Source organism: Planotetraspora thailandica, from assembly GCF_016863335.1.
Lineage (GTDB): Bacteria > Actinomycetota > Actinomycetes > Streptosporangiales > Streptosporangiaceae > Planotetraspora > Planotetraspora thailandica.
On record NZ_BOOR01000037.1, the window covers coordinates 146,586 to 164,553 of the forward strand.

Annotated in this window: 16 protein-coding genes and 1 pseudogene; 4 read left to right on the forward strand and 13 right to left on the reverse strand. The window is 67.3% G+C overall.

What is annotated here, in order from left to right; all coding sequences use genetic code 11:
* Positions 1-10 precede the first annotated feature (10 nt).
* Positions 11-940, reverse strand: a complete 930-nt coding sequence (locus tag Pth03_RS24760) for an NADP-dependent oxidoreductase (RefSeq protein ID WP_203946767.1) — start codon at positions 938-940, stop codon at positions 11-13.
* Positions 941-1,054: 114 nt separating this feature from the next.
* On the opposite strand from Pth03_RS24760, the gene Pth03_RS24765 reads away from it, so the two are divergent.
* Positions 1,055-2,098 carry a GlxA family transcriptional regulator gene (locus Pth03_RS24765; protein ID WP_203946768.1) on the forward strand — a complete coding sequence of 348 codons (1,044 nt, stop codon included), beginning with the start codon at positions 1,055-1,057 and terminating at the stop codon, positions 2,096-2,098.
* Between the two features lie 5 nt (positions 2,099-2,103).
* Here Pth03_RS24765 and Pth03_RS24770 read toward each other — a convergent pair whose 3' ends face one another.
* The 3 genes from Pth03_RS24770 to Pth03_RS24780 all read right to left on the reverse strand — a co-directional run bounded on the left by Pth03_RS24770 (position 2,104) and on the right by Pth03_RS24780 (position 4,255).
* Complete coding sequence (locus Pth03_RS24770; protein WP_203946769.1) at positions 2,104-2,544, reverse strand: SRPBCC family protein; 441 nt, start codon at positions 2,542-2,544, stop codon at positions 2,104-2,106.
* Positions 2,545-2,659: 115 nt separating this feature from the next.
* Positions 2,660-3,538 (reverse strand): N-acyl homoserine lactonase family protein, encoded by an 879-nt coding sequence (locus Pth03_RS24775; RefSeq protein WP_203946770.1) that lies wholly within the window; start codon positions 3,536-3,538, stop codon positions 2,660-2,662.
* 216 nt (positions 3,539-3,754) lie between these two features.
* Positions 3,755-4,255: an aldo/keto reductase gene (locus tag Pth03_RS24780; protein ID WP_275413196.1), complete on the reverse strand. Its 501-nt coding sequence runs from the start codon at positions 4,253-4,255 to the stop codon at positions 3,755-3,757.
* Between Pth03_RS24780 and Pth03_RS24785 the strand changes: the two genes are divergently transcribed.
* A complete protein-coding gene (locus Pth03_RS24785; protein ID WP_203946771.1) occupies positions 4,222-4,665 on the forward strand; it encodes a winged helix-turn-helix transcriptional regulator in 444 nt (147 codons plus the stop codon). The two genes, Pth03_RS24780 and Pth03_RS24785, sit on opposite strands and share 34 nt — an antisense overlap.
* An 88-nt stretch (positions 4,666-4,753) precedes the next feature.
* Here the strand turns inward: Pth03_RS24785 and Pth03_RS24790 are convergent, their stop codons facing one another.
* The 3 genes from Pth03_RS24790 to Pth03_RS24800 form a co-directional block, all read right to left on the reverse strand.
* Positions 4,754-6,157, reverse strand: a complete 1,404-nt coding sequence (locus Pth03_RS24790) for a hypothetical protein (protein WP_203946772.1) — start codon at positions 6,155-6,157, stop codon at positions 4,754-4,756.
* Between the two features lie 341 nt (positions 6,158-6,498).
* Entirely contained in the window at positions 6,499-9,180 is a 2,682-nt protein-coding gene (locus Pth03_RS24795) for a DUF5107 domain-containing protein (RefSeq protein ID WP_203946773.1), read from the reverse strand.
* Between the two features lie 74 nt (positions 9,181-9,254).
* Positions 9,255-10,238, reverse strand: a complete 984-nt coding sequence (locus tag Pth03_RS24800; protein ID WP_203946774.1) for a sugar kinase — start codon at positions 10,236-10,238, stop codon at positions 9,255-9,257.
* A gap of 223 nt (positions 10,239-10,461) precedes the next feature.
* On the opposite strand from Pth03_RS24800, the gene Pth03_RS24805 reads away from it, so the two are divergent.
* The gene (locus tag Pth03_RS24805) at positions 10,462-11,181 is read left to right on the forward strand and encodes an IclR family transcriptional regulator (protein ID WP_203946775.1); all 720 of its coding nucleotides are present in this window, start codon (positions 10,462-10,464) and stop codon (positions 11,179-11,181) included.
* A gap of 101 nt (positions 11,182-11,282) precedes the next feature.
* Here Pth03_RS24805 and Pth03_RS24810 read toward each other — a convergent pair whose 3' ends face one another.
* The 6 genes from Pth03_RS24810 to Pth03_RS24835 all read right to left on the reverse strand — a co-directional run bounded on the left by Pth03_RS24810 (position 11,283) and on the right by Pth03_RS24835 (position 17,415).
* Positions 11,283-12,599 (reverse strand): threonine/serine exporter family protein, encoded by a 1,317-nt coding sequence (locus Pth03_RS24810; protein WP_203946776.1) that lies wholly within the window; start codon positions 12,597-12,599, stop codon positions 11,283-11,285.
* On the reverse strand, positions 12,596-12,829 hold the full coding sequence (locus Pth03_RS24815) for a hypothetical protein (protein ID WP_203946777.1): 234 nt from the start codon (positions 12,827-12,829) through the stop codon (positions 12,596-12,598). Before Pth03_RS24815 ends, Pth03_RS24810 begins: the two co-directional genes overlap by 4 nt.
* A gap of 353 nt (positions 12,830-13,182) precedes the next feature.
* Positions 13,183-14,742, reverse strand: a complete 1,560-nt coding sequence (locus tag Pth03_RS24820; protein ID WP_203946778.1) for a GMC family oxidoreductase — start codon at positions 14,740-14,742, stop codon at positions 13,183-13,185.
* 93 nt (positions 14,743-14,835) lie between these two features.
* The gene (locus Pth03_RS24825; RefSeq protein WP_239119336.1) at positions 14,836-16,212 is read right to left on the reverse strand and encodes a benzaldehyde dehydrogenase; all 1,377 of its coding nucleotides are present in this window, start codon (positions 16,210-16,212) and stop codon (positions 14,836-14,838) included.
* 446 nt (positions 16,213-16,658) lie between these two features.
* Positions 16,659-17,216, reverse strand: coding sequence for a TetR/AcrR family transcriptional regulator (locus Pth03_RS24830; RefSeq protein WP_203946780.1), 558 nt, complete (start codon positions 17,214-17,216; stop codon positions 16,659-16,661).
* Positions 17,217-17,235: 19 nt separating this feature from the next.
* A complete protein-coding gene (locus tag Pth03_RS24835) occupies positions 17,236-17,415 on the reverse strand; it encodes a hypothetical protein (RefSeq protein ID WP_203946781.1) in 180 nt (59 codons plus the stop codon).
* Between the two features lie 241 nt (positions 17,416-17,656).
* On the opposite strand from Pth03_RS24835, the pseudogene Pth03_RS24840 reads away from it, so the two are divergent.
* Positions 17,657-17,968: pseudogene (locus Pth03_RS24840) on the forward strand (NAD-dependent formate dehydrogenase); the annotation flags it as partial.

Sequence of the window (17,968 nt, forward strand, 5' to 3'; positions counted from 1 at the left end):
GCGGCCTGCATCAGGGCAGCGTGAGAACGATTTTGCCGGTGGTGCGGCCGGTCTGGAGGAGGTCGTGAGCCTTGGCGACGGCGTCCAGAGGGAGGACGGCGGCGATCTCGGGGCGCAGCCGGCCCGCCTCGGCGAGTGCCGCGAGTTCCCGTAGCCCCGCCTGGTCCGACTCGACGACCATGAATGTGGCCCGCTTTCCGGCAGCCCGCGCTTCGCCTGCCAGATACGCCTCGCCGGGAGAGGCGAGGGACACCACGATGCCGCCCGCGCGGAGAGTACGCAGCGAGCGCGGGCCATACGAGCCGCCTATGGTGTCGATCACCATGTCCAGGTCGCTCAGCACCTCGTCGAAATGCACCTCCGTGTAATCGATCAGCTCGTCCGCGCCGAGCCGGCGGAGAAACTCGTGCTTGGCCGCGCGAGCCGTGCCGATGACGTACGCCCCGCGCGCCTTTGCGATCTGGACCGCGATATGCCCGACGCCGCCCGCCGCGGCGTGGACGAGCACGCGCTGCCCCGGTCGTACGTCGGCGATTTCGGCGAGCGCCTGCCAGGCGGTCAGGCCGGCCAGCGGAAGCGCTCCGGCTTCCTCGTCGGTCAACGAGGCGGGCTTGCGCACGAGATGCCGTGCCGGGGAGACCACATACTCGGCGTGCGTCCCTGCCGGCGACGGGTGGCGTGGCAGGCCCATGACCTCGTCGCCCGGCACGAAGAGTGTGACGCCCGTGCCGACGGCCTCGACCACGCCGGACACGTCCCAGCCCAGCCGGACGACCCGCCCTGCCAGCCCGCCGGTCATCCTGTGCCAGACGTCCGTCGGGTTGACCGCGGCCGCGCGCACGCGGACCAGCACCTCCGCCGGGCCCGGCTCGGGCCGTTCCACGTTTGCGATCTTCAGCACCTCGGGCCCGCCGAAGTCGTCCTGGATCACCGCACGCATGACATGTCTCCTGTCTGGAGCCGTCCCGGCCGGACCGCCGGGTTCGCCCAGGCTGCCATCCGGGTCGAACCCTCGGCGAGTGGCTAGATCGCCAATATGTGGAAGGATCTGGCCATGCATCGCGTCGTGGTCCTGGCCCTGGATGGCGTGTACCCGTTCGAGTTGACGATCCCGCAGCGGATCTTCGGCACCGCGACAGGAGCCGAAGGAGAGCCGCTCTATGAAGTGGTGACCTGCGGCGTCACGGCTGGACCCGTCCGAACCAGCGCCGACTTCAGCATCACCGTGGAGTACGGCATCGATGTCGTCGCCACGGCCGACACCGTGGTGATCCCGCCGTTCGTATGCGAACCCGAGGACACACAGGACTGGCTGCCCGGTCCCGTCGCCGCCACGCTGGCCCGGATCCGCCCCGGAACGCGAGTGATGTCCATCTGCACGGCGTCCTACGTGCTTGCCGCCGCGGGCCTGCTCGACGGTCGTCCCGCGACCTCCCACTGGAACGTCGCCGAGCATTTTCAGCGGATGTTCCCGCAGGTCAACGTGGATGCCAACGTGCTGTTCGTGGACGACGGGGACGTTCTCACCGCCGCCGGCGTGGCAGCGGGGATCGACCTGTGCCTCCATCTGGTGCGCCGCGACCACGGAGCCGAGATCGCCAACCAGGTGGCGCGGCGCTGTGTCGTACCACCGTGGCGGGAGGGTGGCCAGGCGCAGTTCATCGAACGGCCCGTCCCGGAGTCGGCGGCCTCGTCCACGTCCGCGACCCGCGCGTGGGTGCTCGAGCGCCTCCACGGGCCCATCACTCTGTCCAGCATGGCCCGGCATGCCCAGATGAGCGTCCGCACCTTCTCCCGCCGCTTCCGGGAGGAGGTCGGCATGACACCGGGTCAGTGGCTCATCCGACAGCGCGTCGAACACGCCCGCCGCCTGCTGGAGACCACCGACCTACCAGTGGACGGAGTCGCCGTGGAGGCGGGTTTCGGAACAGGCGCCTCACTGCGGCAGCACATGACCGCCGCCTTGGGAGTGTCGCCCACCGCGTACCGCCACACCTTCCGCGCAGCGGTCCCCGCCGCCCGATCAGATCTCAGGCCTCGCGCAGGCGACGATCACAGTGCCGGACCTGGCCGGATGATCGGAAGAGTTCGTTGCTGAGGCACTCAACGTGCCCCCGCGTCGGGAGACTCGAGGATGTCCTTCAAAACTCGCAGATTTCGCGCGACGGCACCGGTCATGCCACGGGTCAGCAGGCCACTCGGCACGCTCAGGGTGCCCGCCTGGAGTTCGATCTCGTTGACGAGGTCGGTCGCGGTGGCGGACCTCTCCAGATCGTAGATCGCGCGCCCCTGGAAGGGGCCGAAGCCGCCCTCTATCACGAGGCGGCGGTCGCGCTCGTACTCGACGATCTCGAGCCGTTCCCACATGGGCCTGGGCAGGGTGCGGAACTGCTCGAACACGGTGCCGGGGCCCACCGGTCCCGGCGTGACCGGTTGTGTTATGTGAATCGCGTAGTTCCACGCGGGCAGGTTGCGCAGATCCGCCAGATAGTCGAACACCACGCTGACCTGGCGCTCGACGCGCAACGTGTTGGCGAACCTCACGTTCCTTCCCCTCCGTGAGGATCCGAACAAGCCTGTGATCATCGTTCACTCCTTGGGTGAATGCAGGAGCCGGGCAGATGGGGACGTCGGATGACGCCCAAAGTCATGCGCAGAGTCATGCGCTCGGAACCGGGTTGAGCGGCGTGGTGAGGCGGTCGGCCGCGCTGGGGTCGTGGGCCGCCAGAACCACCAGACCGGGCATCGTGGCGCGTAGGGCGTTCACCTTGCCCACCGCGTCGCGCATCTGCTTCTTGTCGCCCACTCCGGGCAGCTTGCCGTCGGCCAGGAGGTCTGCGTCGTAGGTGAGGTCGCCGACCAGGATCAGCGGAGCGTGGCCGGGGCGGCGGATCAGCAGGGACAGCGAGCCCGGTGTGTGCCCGGGAGTTGGCAGGAGCGTGAGGCTTCCGTCGCCGAACAGGTCGTGGCCGATGCTGAAGGGCGCCAAAGTCGGATCCGCGAGCGGTTCGGGTGTGATCAGGTTCCAGTTGAGCCCCGGCAGGTCGATGTGCGAGGACATCAGGCCGCGGGCCTCCGGAAGCGGCTGGTGCAGGGACTGCCATTCGTCGTGGCTGACGATGATGTCGGCGTGGCCGAGCAGCGGGAGGCCGCCGATGTGGTCCTGGTGAAGGTGGGAGATCACCGCGGTGTCGACGTCGTGGATGGCGTATCCCAGCCGGGACAGGCCGGCCGAGAGCGTCTGGTCGGGTTCGATGGCGAATTTCGCGAGGCGTGAATAGATCAGCCCGTAGATTCCGCCAGGGAAGTAGTCCGGGTCGGTCACCGAGGCGCGGTCCTGCCCGGTGTCGAACAGCACCACACCATCGCGATGTTCGATCACGTAGACGTTGATCGGCCGGGGCGCGGTCCACCGTGTCGAGGTGAACAGCCAGAAGTAGAGGTTTTTCCACGTCGGCCCGACATGCTCTGGCCGGATGGCCACCGAGCCGGTGCTGATGACGGAGACACGCGCGATCGGATCGGTCGATGCGGTCATTTCAGAGCCCTTCACAGGATTGTGTGTCGTGTCATTAAATTACACGACATACATATGAGCGACAAGGCCCGCCCGCAGGTAGCCGGCACGGCCTCACCGCACAGCGCGGCGCCGACCCGGCACCGCGCTGTTCGAGCGACCACTATCGACGTTCGAGGGGGCCCTGGCCCGGTGTCGTGATAGGACGAGTCCCTCGATAAGACAGCGGATGCCTCGTCAGCGGCCGATCTTGCCCAGCTCGGCAAGGTCCTCGTCGGAGAGCGAGAGTCCCGCGCCGGCGATGTTCTCGCGCAGGTGCGCCGTGGACGAGGTGCCGGGGATTAGCAGGATGTTCGGCGACCGATGCAGTAGCCAGGCCAGGGCGACAGACATCGGCGTCGCGTCCAACCAGGCCGCTACGGTCGAGAGCGCCGAGGACTGCAGTGGGCTGAAGCCACCAAGAGGGAAGTAGGGCACGTAGGCGATGCCCTGTTCGGCCAGCCTGTCGATCAGCTCGTCGTCTTGGCGGTATGCGAGGTTGTACATGTTCTGCACGCATACGATCGGCGCGATCGCCTGTGCCTCGGCGACCTGTTCCACCGTCGCGTTGCTCACCCCGAGGTGCCGGATCAGGCCCTGCTGCTGGAGTTCGACGAGCGTCTCGAACGGCTCAGCGAGCGAGCCGGGTTGGGGTCCCTCGGTCGATGGCGACGATGACGGCAGCCCAGAAGAGGGCACAGACCAAGGCGGAATATGACGCTTTCCTAGCGGCATGTCCTAGCCGCAAGCTGCTCGACCGGATCTCCGACAAGTGGGTCACGTTGGTCCTGGCCGCGCTGGGCAGCGACGGCTCGCATCAATTCGGCGCCTACTGCGCCGGTGAGCCCCGGTCGATGCGTTACTCGGAGTTGTCCCGCCTGCTGGCCGGCGTCAGTCAGAAGATGCTCACTCAGACGCTGCGCTCTTTGGAGCGTGACGGTCTCATCACCCGCACCGCGACGCCGACCGTGCCCGTCACGGTCTCTTACGAGCTGACCGACCTGGGTCTCTCACTGCACCAGATGATGCGCGGCCTCAAGACCTGGGCCGAGATGCACATGGACGATGTGCTCGCCAACCGTGCGACGTACGACACCCGCGCCACCTGAACCGGGGAGCGAAGGCGTCACATCAGCGGTGGTGTGAGAAGAGGAGGGTCGGGCGACCCGACCCTCCTCCTCGATTTCCTCGTTGCGTCTACTTGTGCTTGGGGACGTACAGCTTGATCGAGTCGATCGTCGCGGTGCCCTCACCAGCGTCGGTGTACGGGTCGCCGATCACGGGGAAGTCGGGGTAACCCGAGCCGGCCGGCCACTGGTCCGGCCACTCCTGGTGGTCGTAGACGCCGTTCTGTACGAGAGTGCCGTTGTAGCGGCCGTCGTACTGATCGGGCGTGTTGTTGTAGTGCCAGATCGGCACGTTGTCGACGACGAAGTCCCGGTGGAAGCGGATCGTCCGGTGCCCGCCGTGCAGGAACGTTCCGGTGACCTCTTCGGTGTAGCCGGTCTTGTCCCGCTCGACGGCGAAGATGTAGTCGCTGTTCGGCATCAGTTCGGGGATCATCTCTGCCGCCGCGGACGGCGACACCGGCTCGGCGACACCGTCGGAACAGGTGGTCATGAACCACTGCGAGTTGCCGGTGATTCCGCCCTTGCCAGGCTTGTAGTTCGGCAGGCCGTTGATCCACATGTCGATGATGTTGTTGGTGCTGTCGCGGATCGGGTAGTACGTGTTAGTCGTCGGGTCACAGATGCGCCCGCCGCTTCCCGTGCCGATCCGGTCGGGGTGCTGGGCGAACGAGTCCATGAGGATCTTCCGCCGGTAGTGCCAGAAGTGCAGGTTCGCCGGCTGCGGGTTGGAGAAGTCGACGATGCCGAGCAGGTGGAAGGCGTTGTATCCGAAGGGACCATTCGTCACGCTCTGCCAGTCACACGGATTTGTCGTGATCTGGCTGTTCCACCCCTTGGTCCCGATGCCTTCCGCGTACGGGAACTGCGTCTTGCACTCGCCGGCAACGGGCGTGTACCCGTTCTCTTTGCCGTCGTAGAAGACGCTGCCGTTGCGCTCCCCGCCGAAGTCGAGCGTCTTGAGGTGGTACTCGAGACGGTATTCGGGTGGCAACTTCTGCGTGGTGGTGACGAGCGCGCCGTCGTAGGAATCCGGTGAACTGATCTTAAGAACGTTGCCGCCCTTCGCCTTCTCGGTCGAGATTGTCGGCGGCCGCTCCGGAGTGCCGTTCTTGTCCCAGTCGCGGGCCGATAATGAGGCGGTCAGCCAGCCGTCCTTGCCGAATTGCACGTCCTTGCGGTATGTCGCGAAGCTGTTCAGCGCCGCTTGCATGTCGGGGCCGTAGTCGTTCTTCCACCAGTCCCCGTAGTCGTCCATGATCGTGTCGACGGGCTGGTCACCGGTCCAGCGGATCCACGGACTCGAGTCCGTGTTCAGGTCCTTCTCGCGGCCCTGGAAGTCCTCCGAGTACTTCAGTTGCCAGCCGGCGGTGGCCGCCGCCGACTCGGCGTCCGGCGTGGCCGCGGTGGCCGGGACGTTCACGCCCGGGATCGCGGCCGCCGCGATGACGAGTCCGGCGATACCGATCCTCACTGTTCGCTTACTACGCACTGCATCTCCTCTGCTTGTTGTTGTGCAACCCCAGGTTCAGATGCTTGCCTTGCTCAGTGCCCGTTCCGCCGTACCGTTGCCGGCGCAGTGACCGCTGCCCCGGTTCCGGCACAACCGTCAGAACGTGCCCTTCTGGATGTGCTCCTGCGTTCTCCTTGGTGATCTGTGGCGACTCGGCCACCGTGTCCTTCTCCACCTCCTTGCCGTCAGAGCACCTTGATGGCCCGGTCGAGCCCGAGGCGGCCGATCTGGTCGGCGCTGTTCAACCTGGTGACGACGTAGATCTCCCGCCTGCCAGATGACGCGCCGGCAGGCGACCCCCATCAGGTGCCGGACTCGGCCGTGAGCAGGGTGGTGCCGTGGGTGTCGGTGAGCACCAGCCGGGCCTGCGCGCCCGGCGCGACCTTGCCCTTGAGCTTGACCGAGGTGTTCGCCGACCCGGTGAAGGCGCTCTTGTCCAACGCCTTGCCGGTCGTGGCGTCGACCAGGGTCGCGCGCAGCTTCTGCCCGATCGCGGTTGCGAACAGCCGGCCGGTGACGTTGCCCGACGCGTCCACCTTGACGTCCGCGGCGCCGTCGGCGTTCGCGTTGGTGACGTCGCCGAGGTCCATCGTCGGCAGGAACGTTTCCGTCCACGACAGGGTCTGCCCGGCCTTGAGCGTGGCGGGGCTGAAGAACTTCATGGACACACCGGCCCAAAGCTCGATGTAGGGGCGGGCCGAGTTGCCCTTGCTGTAGATGTTGGTGTCGAAGGAGCCGTTCTGGCCCCACTCCCAGAACTTCATGCCGGGGGTCTTGGTGTTGTCGCCGACCCGGACGACGCCCTCGTCGTTCTCGTGGTTGACGACGCCCCACCAATCGCCCTGCTGCATGGTGGCCAGGTCCTGGCCGTAGGCGATGCCCGAATTGGTCCAGTTGGACATCTGCTTGAGCTTGTCCAGCTTGAGCAGGCCGGAGCCGGCGGGACCGGCGGGCTGTTCGACGCCCTCCATCCATCTGTAGCCAGGGTCGCGGTAGATCGTCTTGACCGGCGAGACGACCGACATCGTCGGGGATCCCGAGTGCGATGGGGCGCCCGGCGCGAGAGTCGTGCACGTCCAGTACTCGTACTGCTTGTCCTGCGCGCTCGGGTTGTTCAGGCTGACCGTCATATCGACGGTCGGCTTGTGCGCGTCCACGGAGTAGGTGACGGACGTCTTGATGCCGGTGGCGCCGTGCACGTACTTGGACGGCTTGAACGGGTAGTCGACGTCGTCGGTCTTGGTCATGGTGACCGAGAACTTGCCGTTACTCTGGTCGACCTTGTAGTCCCACGGCACATTCCAGTACTTGCCGTGCTCGGCTTCGGTGAGCGTCGGGAACACGCCGCCGTACACCATCAGCCAGTTCTGGTAGAACGGCGAGTTGCCAGGCGTCCCGGGCGCCGCGCTGGAGAACCCGTACGGGGTGCCGACGGGGTTGGTGTACAGCAGATCGTGCCCGGTCGGCTTGTAGATGATCGAGAGGAGACGGCCGCCGTAGCTGGGCGCGAACGTCGCCTTGATGTACTTGTTCTCCACCTCGATGGTCTTGATGGTCTGCCCGACCACCTTGTCGGCCACGCCGTCCGACCGGACGGACACACCGTCGTCGCTGACCTTGTAGTCGTAGCGCTCGAAGACGGTGGTGGCGTGTGTGTTGACCTTGAGGTAATCCGGGCCGTTCGAGTTGAAGCCGGTACCCGCCGAGGTGACGTGCCTCGGGGCCTGGACGGACACGGACGCGGTGCTCGTGTTGGCCGTGCCGGTGACGTCGGTGACAGCCCCGTTGGCCAGCGCCACCCCGCCGCGCGCGCCGGCCCTGAGGGTCTGTCCGCTGTCCAGCTTGATCACAAGGGTGGACGCGTCGGAGAAGTACGCCGCGTCGTCGCGCAGCGCCTGGCTCACGTCCTGGCCGGAGGTGGTGGTGAGGCCGGTGAAGCGCAGCAGTTCGCGGACCTGGTCGGCCGTGACGTTCGTGCCGCTCACGCCGGTCTTGGTCTCCTTCACCGCCAGGTCGCCGGCCTTGGCGATCCGGTGGCTGAACCGGACCTCGATCCTGTCGCCGGAGGCCCCGACCTCGGCACCGGCGATCTTCGGAGCCGTGTAGGCGCCTCCGCCGCCCTCGACGGTCGCGCCGACCTCGGTGGTGGCCGGTCCCGCGTTCGTCGTCAGTCTCAGGCCGGTGCCGAGGGTCAGCTGATACGAGACGTCGCTGTTCAGGTCGGCGCCGAAGTACAGCCGGTAGCCGCGCTGGCTGGTCCCGGCGAGGCTTTCCACGTACACCGGGTGGACGGACGAGTCGCCGCTCGTGAGCGTGATGGTCGTTCCGGTGTAGGCGCCGGCCGGCATCCCCGACCAGACCGTCCCGGCGAACGTAACGTCGACCGTGCGCGCGTCCACCTGCTTGGCGGACGAGACGGTTGCGAGCGCGGCGTCCTGGATGGTGCCGCGGAACTTGGACCGCTTCGTCGACGAGCCGGGCAGCACACCGCCGTCCGCGGACCGGAAGAACAGGTCGCCGAGCTTGTCGCTTCCGCCGTCGAACCACAACTCGTAGGTGTGGCCGTCCAGCGTGGCGCCGGCACCCAGCACCACCCTCAGTGTCCGGTGGTCAGGGGTGTCCACGGGACGGACGGTCGTGCCCGCGATCTGCGAGAGCGGCCGGCCGTCGAGCGCCGCGTCCGCGCCGCCGGCAACGCCGCCGCTGACCTTGATGTACTGGGCCGCGTACGCCGCATTGGCCGCGGTGAACTGCAGGATGTCCGACCCGAGCGCCTTGTTGAAGGTGATGTCGATCGACTTGTCGTCGTTTGAGGACACCTTGCTGACGCGCAACGACGGCTGCGCCGACTGCTGGGGCGACTGCTGTGACTGGGCGAGCACCGGCTGCGGCAGCGACACGACCGTGCCGCCCACCGTGGTCAAAGCCACTGCCAGGGCGAGGGCCGCGCCGCGCGGGCGCGCCCGGTTAAACTGGGTGTTCATGTAGTCCTCTCCTATGAGGGGTGGTCCCGGAGCCCGGTGTGCAGACCGGGCTCCGGTGGCTTTTTCGGCGGGCGTCAGGCGGATTCGCCGTAGGACGGCTCGACATCTGGGGATGCGCCCGCCCGCACCCGCGCGATCTCCTGCGCGCTCGGGTAGGACCTGGCGCAGCCGGGCCACCGGCACGACAGCGCCCCAGCGATCACGGCCAGTTCGAGCGCGTCGGGCGGTGCCGTCCCGGCGAGCCGTCCGGCCAGGTAGGCGCCGGCCAGCGCGTCGCCGGCGCCCGCAGTGTCGACGACCACGACCGGTGGTGCCGCGACGCGATGGATCTCACCGCCGGTCAGCACCACCGCCCCGGCCGGGCCGTCGGTCAGCACGATCTCCTGCGGTCCCTCGCCCAGCGCGGCCCTGACCCGGTCGGGACGGTCCGTGCCGAGCACCGCGCGGGCGTCCTCGCTGGACAGGATGACGATGTCGGCGGCGCGGGCGAACGCGAGATTCCGGTCGGTATCGGGGCGCAGCATCCTGCGGTGGTTGACGCAGAAGGTCACCGCGACCCCACTGTCGCGGGCCAGTTCGGCCGCCCGCTCGGCAGCCTGGGCGGCACTGCCTGAGATCGCCAGCGAGATCCCGCTGACGTGCAGCGCCCCGGCACCGTCCAGCAGGCGCTTGTCCATGTCCGCCGCACTGAGCCGCGTCGCCGCCGAGCCGGACCGGTAGTAGCCGAAGGCGTGCCCGCCCTGCCGTACCGCGTTGACGTACATTCCGGTGGGAGCGGACGGATCAACGGCGATCCACTCGACGTCCAGGTGCGCACGCCGCCAGAAGTCGAGCAGCAGGCGACCCGGAGCATCCGCGCCGAGGCGGGTCAGCAGCCTGGCCCGGGTGCCCATCCGGGCCGCCATGACGGCCACGTTGGCGACGTCCCCGCCGAAGCCCCGGCCGAGGTAGTCGGAGGGAAGGTCGTCACGCACGCCCACCTCCAGCAGTCCTTCGCCCACGGCGACGAGGACCGGCGTCCCTTCGCTGCTCGCGGGATCGCTGTTGTTTTGGGTCACGCCGACTTCCTCACTCCCGATATCGGTACGGCACAGCGGCTCGCAAATCCGTCGGTCAGCGGATTCGTCAACGTCTAGCTCCTCGCGGTCGTTCCACTATGTAGAATCACAATTTGTCTTGTGGAATCGTTCAAGACATTAAAATGATCGAAATGGGCTGTCAATGGGCGAACCAACCGAAAACGTGCGTCACAGCGGCCGGGGCTCCTCGGCGGGCAACGCGGTGACCAAGACGCTCAACGTGCTGGAGGCCGCCGTCGCCGGACACGGACCGCGCCGGCTCGCCGACATCTGCGCCGATTCAGGCGTTCCGAAGGCCAGCGTGCATCGCATCCTCGCAACGCTCACCGATCTCGGCTTCATCACCAGCGAGGGCGGCGGCAGTTACCGCGCGGGCACGCGCATGCTCGCCCTCGCCGAGGAGGTCAAGGCCGCCGGCGCAACCGGCATCGGCGACGTCCTCACCAAGCTCTCCCGGGAGGTGCGCCAGACCGTCCACCTCGCGCTGCGCAGCGGCGACCACGCCGTCTACGTCCACAAAGTCGAGGCCGACCAGCCCTACCGGATGGCCTCCCGCGTCGGCATGCGCCTGCCCCTGCACTGCACGGCGATCGGGAAAAGCATCCTTGCGCATCTGCCGGAGCACGAGCTGGAGTCCATCTTCGCCACCGCGGGAATGCCCGCCAAGACGTCCGAGACGATCACCGACGTCGAGCGGCTGTCCGCAGAGCTAGCGCAAATCCGCGAACAGGGCTATGCCATCGACGACGAGGAGAACGAAAAGACCATACGATGCATCGGCGCCCCGGTCTTCGACCGGACCGATACCGTCGTCGGCGGCGTCAGCATCTCGACCGTTGCCTTCATCCTGCCCCGCGAGGAACTGCTCACCTTCGCCCCCGCTCTGCAAACGGCTGTCGCCTCTCTCACAAACCTTCTCTAAATAGGCGTTTGATCCTCAAAGGTGGCGAAAGCTGCTATCGGCCCGGTCGAGCCGGCTCCCTTGTCGCAGTGCCGGGCCTGTCCAGTTCAAGCGTGAGAGGTCTACCGGCCGGCGTGGGAAGCGAGAGAGGGCCGGTCGAGGATCGCCTGGCCGAGTGTCAGGCCGCCTCCGATCGCAAGACCGATCGCGGCGGCCTGGCCGATGGCCAGGAACCCCAGCCCGACCTGGCCATGGCTGAGTTGTAGCAGGCCCTGGTAGATGGTGTAACCGGGGGCCAGCGGCACGATGCCCGCGACGGTGTGCAGCAGCGCCGTACCGTTGGTGCGCCGAGCGAAGGCGTGGCCGCCGATCCCGACGATGACTGCGGCGACCGCGACGGCCAGCGCCGGCGGGAAGCCGTACTCCTGCGTGAGCACCAGGTAAACCGTCCAGCCCACCGCTCCGGCCAATCCGGCGGTGAGCATGTTCCACCGCGTCGCCTGGACACAGAAGGCGAAGCAGACGCAGACCATCATCGCGGCCGGAACCTCCACAGGCAGCCCCGCCCAGCCGTGCGGTGTCAACGCGTCCGGCTGGACCTGAGGTACCCGTAGCCCCGAACGGACCGCCGCGTACAGAACCGTTCCCACCCCGGCCACGATCGCTGCGACGACCACCGTGGTCTCCATCGCCCGCGCCGCGGCGGTGACCAGGTATCCCGCGATCGCGTCCTGCACCGCACCGACGAACGACAACCCGGGCAACAACATCGCGATGCCGCCCGCGACGACGAGCGGCGCCTGGGTCGTCGCGCCGGAGAGGAAGAGCACGGTCGCGACGGCTGTGGCGACCGCTCCGCCGAGGACCGCGTGATGAAAGGCGGGAACGCCGCGCCGCGACAACCAGCGGCCGGCGCGGTCGATGAACGCGGTCACGGCGGCGGCGGCCAGGAACACCACCGGCCCGCCGCCGAGCATCACGGTGAAGAAGCCGCCGAGGCACGCCCACGACAGGGTGACCTGCCACGCCGGATGGGCCGGCCGTGCGGCCTCGATCTCGTCCAGGCGAGCCGCCGCCGCGAGCGTGCCCATCCGCCCGCCTCTGATCTGCTCGGCGAAGCGGTGCAGGGCCTGGATGCGCGCGTAGCCCAGGACGGCGGCTCGGACGACCCTGATCTCGGTCAACGGCACCGCACGCGGCCCGCTCCGGTAGGACAGGACGATGGAGCCCGAGGTGACGTCCGCGGCGCAGTTCCGCAGCCCGAAGGCCTCGGCGACCTCCGTCATCGTGACCACCACGTCGGCCGCGGGCGCTCCACTTCTCAGCAGCAACTCGCCCATGCGCAGGACGATCAGCATGATCTCGCTGGCATCCTCGCCCGCGGGCGTGGACCGGCCCCCGGCCGGCTCGGCAGACTCCGGCCCCCGCACGACGGTCATCGTGCCGCGCCCAGACCGGTCAACAGCCCGATCCGCCGGCTCAAGGAGTTCAGAAATCCTTCGTACGGCTCGGCCACATGGGCCGCCTGCCCCAGCACCTGGAAGAAGGCCCGGATTCGATGCTCCGCCTCCGGGGCGCTGCAGGCACGCCGCTCGAGATCCAGCGCCTCCCGCCTGGTGGCGGCCCCCTTTTCCAGGAGCGCCACTCGGGCGTCCCGCTTGTCCGTCATCCCGCCCGCTATCGTCCTGTTTGACACCCTGTGCACGAACCGTACCAGTGGTGGCGTTCGTCATACAGGCTGACGACATGCTGCCGGGCGACTGCCCCCGATTGCCGAGGTCGGAGCGGGCGCGGCCGATGACCGATTGCTGCGGGTCGGGCACGTCCGCCCAGAGTTCTCCGCATGCCGGAAATCGCGCCTCGTCAGACACGGTCGAAGACGAATATGTCGCCGATCATGGGAGACTCCCTTCATGCTGAGGCGAATCGCCTCATGGGACGGGGTGCTTTTCCAACGTAGAAGTCCGGAGATCGGGGCATCCAATAGCGATTTCGCGCGGTCCGACTGAATTTCGTTATGACTCAGGTCGATATGCGAGTTGCCGCAGGGGCAGGGGTATCGCGCAACAGTTGCGCCGCGCGTTCGGCGATCGCGTAGACGGTGGCGTTGGGGAAACCGACCAAGGCGCCCGGCATGACGGAGGCGTCGGCGATGCGTAGCCCTTCGACGCCGCGCACACACAGCGTGGTGTCGACGACGGACTGCTCGTCCGTTCCCAAACGGCAGGTGCCGGCAGGGTGGTTGATGCTACCCAGGTTGTCCCGGACGTACGTGGCCAGTTCCTCGTCCGTGTCCGCACCATGGCCTAGCGCGATCTCCGAGTGGCACCAGGGGGCGAGGGCGGGCGCGGCACCGATGCGGCGTGCGGCCCGCACGCCCGCGATCATGATTTTGAGGTCGTCGCCGTCCTGCAAGTACCGCGGGTCGATCACAGGCGGGGTGAGCGGATTGGCGCTCGCGAGCCGTACGGTCCCGCGGCTGGCGGGCCGGGCGAGGACGACGGATAGGGAATATGCCTGGCCCAGATCGGGCGAGCGGTGGCCGGGCGCGTCGACCAGGAGGATCTGGTGATCGGGACCGTCCGTCGCGTAGGGCGAACGGCAGAACCCCCATACCTCGCTGCGCTGGTTGCGCGCTGAGGGCACGGGCTTGGCTGCGCGGTACACGAGGTTGCTGATCGGGTGGTCCCGGAGGTTCGCGCCGACTTCCGGCGCGTCGTGCACGACGGGGATGCCGAGACTGTGCAGGTGCTCTCGCGGTCCCACTCCGGACAGGAGGAGGAGCTGCGCGGAGCCGAAGGTTCCGGCTGTCAGGACCACGTCACGGCGTGAGCGCACGGTCACCAGGGTGCCTGGCGTGTCGGGCGGCGCGTAGACGATGCCGGTGCAGCGACCCTGCTCGATGACCAGCTGGTGCACCAGAGCGCCACCGATGATGCGCAGGTTCGTCCGCGCGCGCACGCCGGGGGTGAGGTAGGCGTCCGTGGCGCTCTGCCGCCTGCCGTCGACGATGTTCCAGTCAGGGCGTCCGAAGCCCTCTTCCAACCCCGAGCTCACGTCCTGTGCGGTGGGGTGCCCGCACTGGGCTGCGGCCTCCAGTCCGGCGAGGATCAGCGGGCTCAGCGGTTCCGCGGGCCTCGGCGTGAGCGGTCCGTCCGTACCCCGGACCGCGGGATCACGATGAGGCGCCGTCTCCGAGCGCCTGAAGTAGGGCAGCAGGTCGGCGTAGGCCCAGCCGGCGGCGCCGGCCGCTTCCCATGCGTCGTAACCCGAACGGTGGCCTCGCGCGAACATCATGGCGTTGATGGAGGACGAGCCGCCCAGGCCGCGGCCACGAGCAATGAACGTGGAGGTACCGGTGGCCCGCTGGGTGACCGTGGAGTCGCCCCAGCAGGCCGCGCTGTCCAGCAGCTCGGGCCATGCGAGCGGTGACGCGATCTTTTCCGCGATCTCGACACTGTACGGGCCGCCCGCCTCCACCAGCAGCACCCGCGTACCGCTGTCCTCCGACAGCCGGGCCGCCAGTACACAGCCTGCGCTCCCGGCGCCCACCACTATGTGGTCGTACACGTCCGTATCCATCACGCCGCTCCGATCCTGACTTGAAGAGAACAGCCGCGTAGCTCACGGGGCAGAGGCTCACCCGTCACCTGGGTGCGATGGTGTAGGCATTGGTCAGAACGGATAGCTGGGGACCTGTGTGTGAACAGTGATCCAGCGGGTGTCCGTGTATGCCTCGATGTTCGCCGCGGCGCTGCCGAAGCGTGCGGAGTTGCCCGACTCGCCCATCCCGCCGAAGGGGACGTGGGCGTCGTCCTTGAGTGTCTGGTCGTTGACGTGAGCCATACCTGTCGGGATGCGCTTGGCCAGCGAAAGGCCGGTTGCGACGTCGGCGGTGATGATGCCCAGCGCGAGCCCGTACTGGGTGTTCGATGCCAGCTCGACGGCCTCGTCCAGGGTGGAGAACCGGGTGACGCACGCCACCGGGCCGAACACCTCGTTGTCGTAAGCGGGAATGCCGGGACCCGCCTCGGCGAGAACGGTGGGCCGATAGAAAAGGCCGTCATAGGTCCCGCCCGTGAGCAACTCGGCCCCCGCAGCGACACTGTCCATGACGAGGGAGTGGATCCTGTCGCGTTGCTTGGCGTCAATGATCGGCCCGAGCGCCACTTCGTCGGATTCCGGGTTGCCTACGACGAGTGCGGACGCGCGGTCAGCAAGCTTGTGCACATACGCGTCATAGATCGATTCGTGGACCAGGTGCCGACCGATGATCACGCAACCCTGACCCTGGTTGAAGAAACTCCCGAAGGCGACCGCGCTCATGGCCTGGTCCAGATCTGCATCGGCAAGCACGATCAGTGCGTTGTTGCCGCCTAGTTCCAGGTGCGTACGGGTGAAATGCCGCGCGGCGAGCTCACCGACCGCGCGGCCGGCCTGTGTGGAACCGGTGAACGAGATCGCCCGTATGCCGGGGTGAGTGACCATCGCCGAACCAAGGTCACCGCCTCCGGGAAGGACGTGCAGCAGCCCGTCAGGCAGTCCTGCCTCTTCGAAGATCCTCGCGAGGATGACGCCTCCGGAGTATGAGGTCCGCGGGTCAGGCTTGAGGATGACGGCGTTGCCCAGAGCAAGGGCAGGCGCCACGGAACGGATCGCGAGGAGTAGCGGCAGGTTGAACGGCGAGATGACTCCGACCACCCCTACAGGTGTGCGAACCGTCATGCTCAACTGGGCACTCTCGGATGGCATGACCTCGCCCAGGGCGTGGGAGGGCAGCGCGGCGGCCTCCAAGCACTCATCGACAGCGCCGTGCACCTCGAATTCGGCTTTCAGGCGAATGCTGCCCGCCTCGTGGATCAGCCAGTACTGGACGGCCGCGGAATGGTGTGTCCACAGATCGGCCGCCCGCCGCAGGATGGCGGCCCGCTCTGTGAACGGCCTCGCAGCCCAAGCGGCTTGCGCCTCGCTTGCCTGTGTCACCGACCTTTCCAGGTCGCTGACATCGGCGCGGCCCAAGCTTGTGATCTGCCGCCCCGTGGCCGGCTCCATCACAGAGATCACTCCGCCGCTGAGCCACCATCCGCCGGTGCCGCTCCACCGCTCATCATCAGGGAAACTCATGTTCACTCCTATCGGAGTACGTGTTTCTCTCGAGTAAGGAATCGCCGGGAATCCGAGATGTTCTGTTCCGGCGCTTGAAGCTCTGCGGAGCCCTACGACCAGCCCGTCAGGATCAGGCTTCCCGGAGCCTGTACGGGACGCGTAGTCCCGACGGCGGAGCGCTCATGACTGAGGCGGACCAGCAGCTTCTGTGATCATCGCGCCCGATGTCATCAACTGATGTCATCACTTGATGACAAGATGAGCACAAATACCTCCTGCTGTCAAGGACAGCGGACGTTCATCCTCCAAGATCGCCCAGAGGCCTCACGGACATCGGGTGACCAGCGGCATTACCGTTGAAGGAGCCTGATCAATGGCGCCGGAGTCGTCCGTCAATTCATCGGGATGACGCTCTGAAGGAGAGAAAGAAGCTCTTCTTTGGTGGTAGCGGCAAGATGGGGCAGGGTCCCGGCATGGCGGCTAAGGATCACCCCGATGAACATCGCGAAGAAAAATTCGGCTCGCAGTTCCGGCTGTTCCTCGCCTCGCGCCGCGAGGTGCTCACTCAATGGCGTGATGCCCCTTCGGTACAGCTCTTCCAGGGACACCCTCTGCGCGTCGGAGTTGTCGTAAGGACGAATGACCGCCTGGTAGACGGGGCCGGGACCGCTGCGCGCAATGCGGTCCAGCATGCGTGACAGCCGGTCGCCGCTGGTCATCGGCGTGAAGGGCTCGGATTCTTTCTCCGAGCGGAGCACGGCAACGTAGAGCTGCGATTTCCCACCGAAATACCGGGCGATCAACGCGGGATCGACCCCGGCGCGCTCGCCGATGTCGCGTGCTGTCGTGCGGTCGTAGCCTCGGTCGGCGAACAGCTCGCTTGCCGCGCGGAGCAGGAGGTTACGGCTGGCCGCGGCGTTGCGACGACGACGAGGCTCTTCTTTGCTCATGCGTCAATCATGAGGCTTGTCAGACGACACACGCGGGTGCCCATCGGGTGTGCCTCGCCCCTCCGTCCACGCAGTCGAGCGGGATCGGGACCGTCTCCACGCGGCTCGTCGTCCCGATCCGTTCGGCGATCCAGTCGATCTTCGGGTATCGGCGGCGCTCGGCGGCGATGAGTTCGGGGGCGTACTCGGCCAGCCACAACAGGTCGAGTGCGCCGCGACATCCAATCAGCGCCTCGGGTGCGGCGTACCAGGTACGGCATGCGCCGGCGGTAGCCGTTCCGCAGCTCCTCGACCGGTCCCGAAAGGGCTGACAGCACGGCAGCCGTAACGATCATCCTGCGATAGTCACGCCCTATCACCCGATAGGAACAAACGCTTTGACCTGTGGATCTTCATGGGCGGAAGGTGAGGGCAACCCCCACCGACAAGGAGTAGGTGCCATGGCAAAGGTGCTGTGCGTGCTGTACGACGACCCGGTCGACGGATACCCCACGACGTATGCGCGCGACGACCTCCCGACGCTGAGTGGTTACCCGGGCGGCCAGACGCTGCCGACGCCGAAGGCCGTCGACTTCACCCCCGGGCACCTGCTCGGCAGCGTCTCTGGCGAGCTCGGGCTGCGCCGCTTCCTTGAGGACCGCGGCCACACGCTCGTCGTCACCTCCGACAAGGAGGGCCCCGGCTCGGTCTTCGACCGCGAACTGCCCGACACGGACGTGGTCATCTCCCAGCCCTTCTGGCCCGCGTACCTT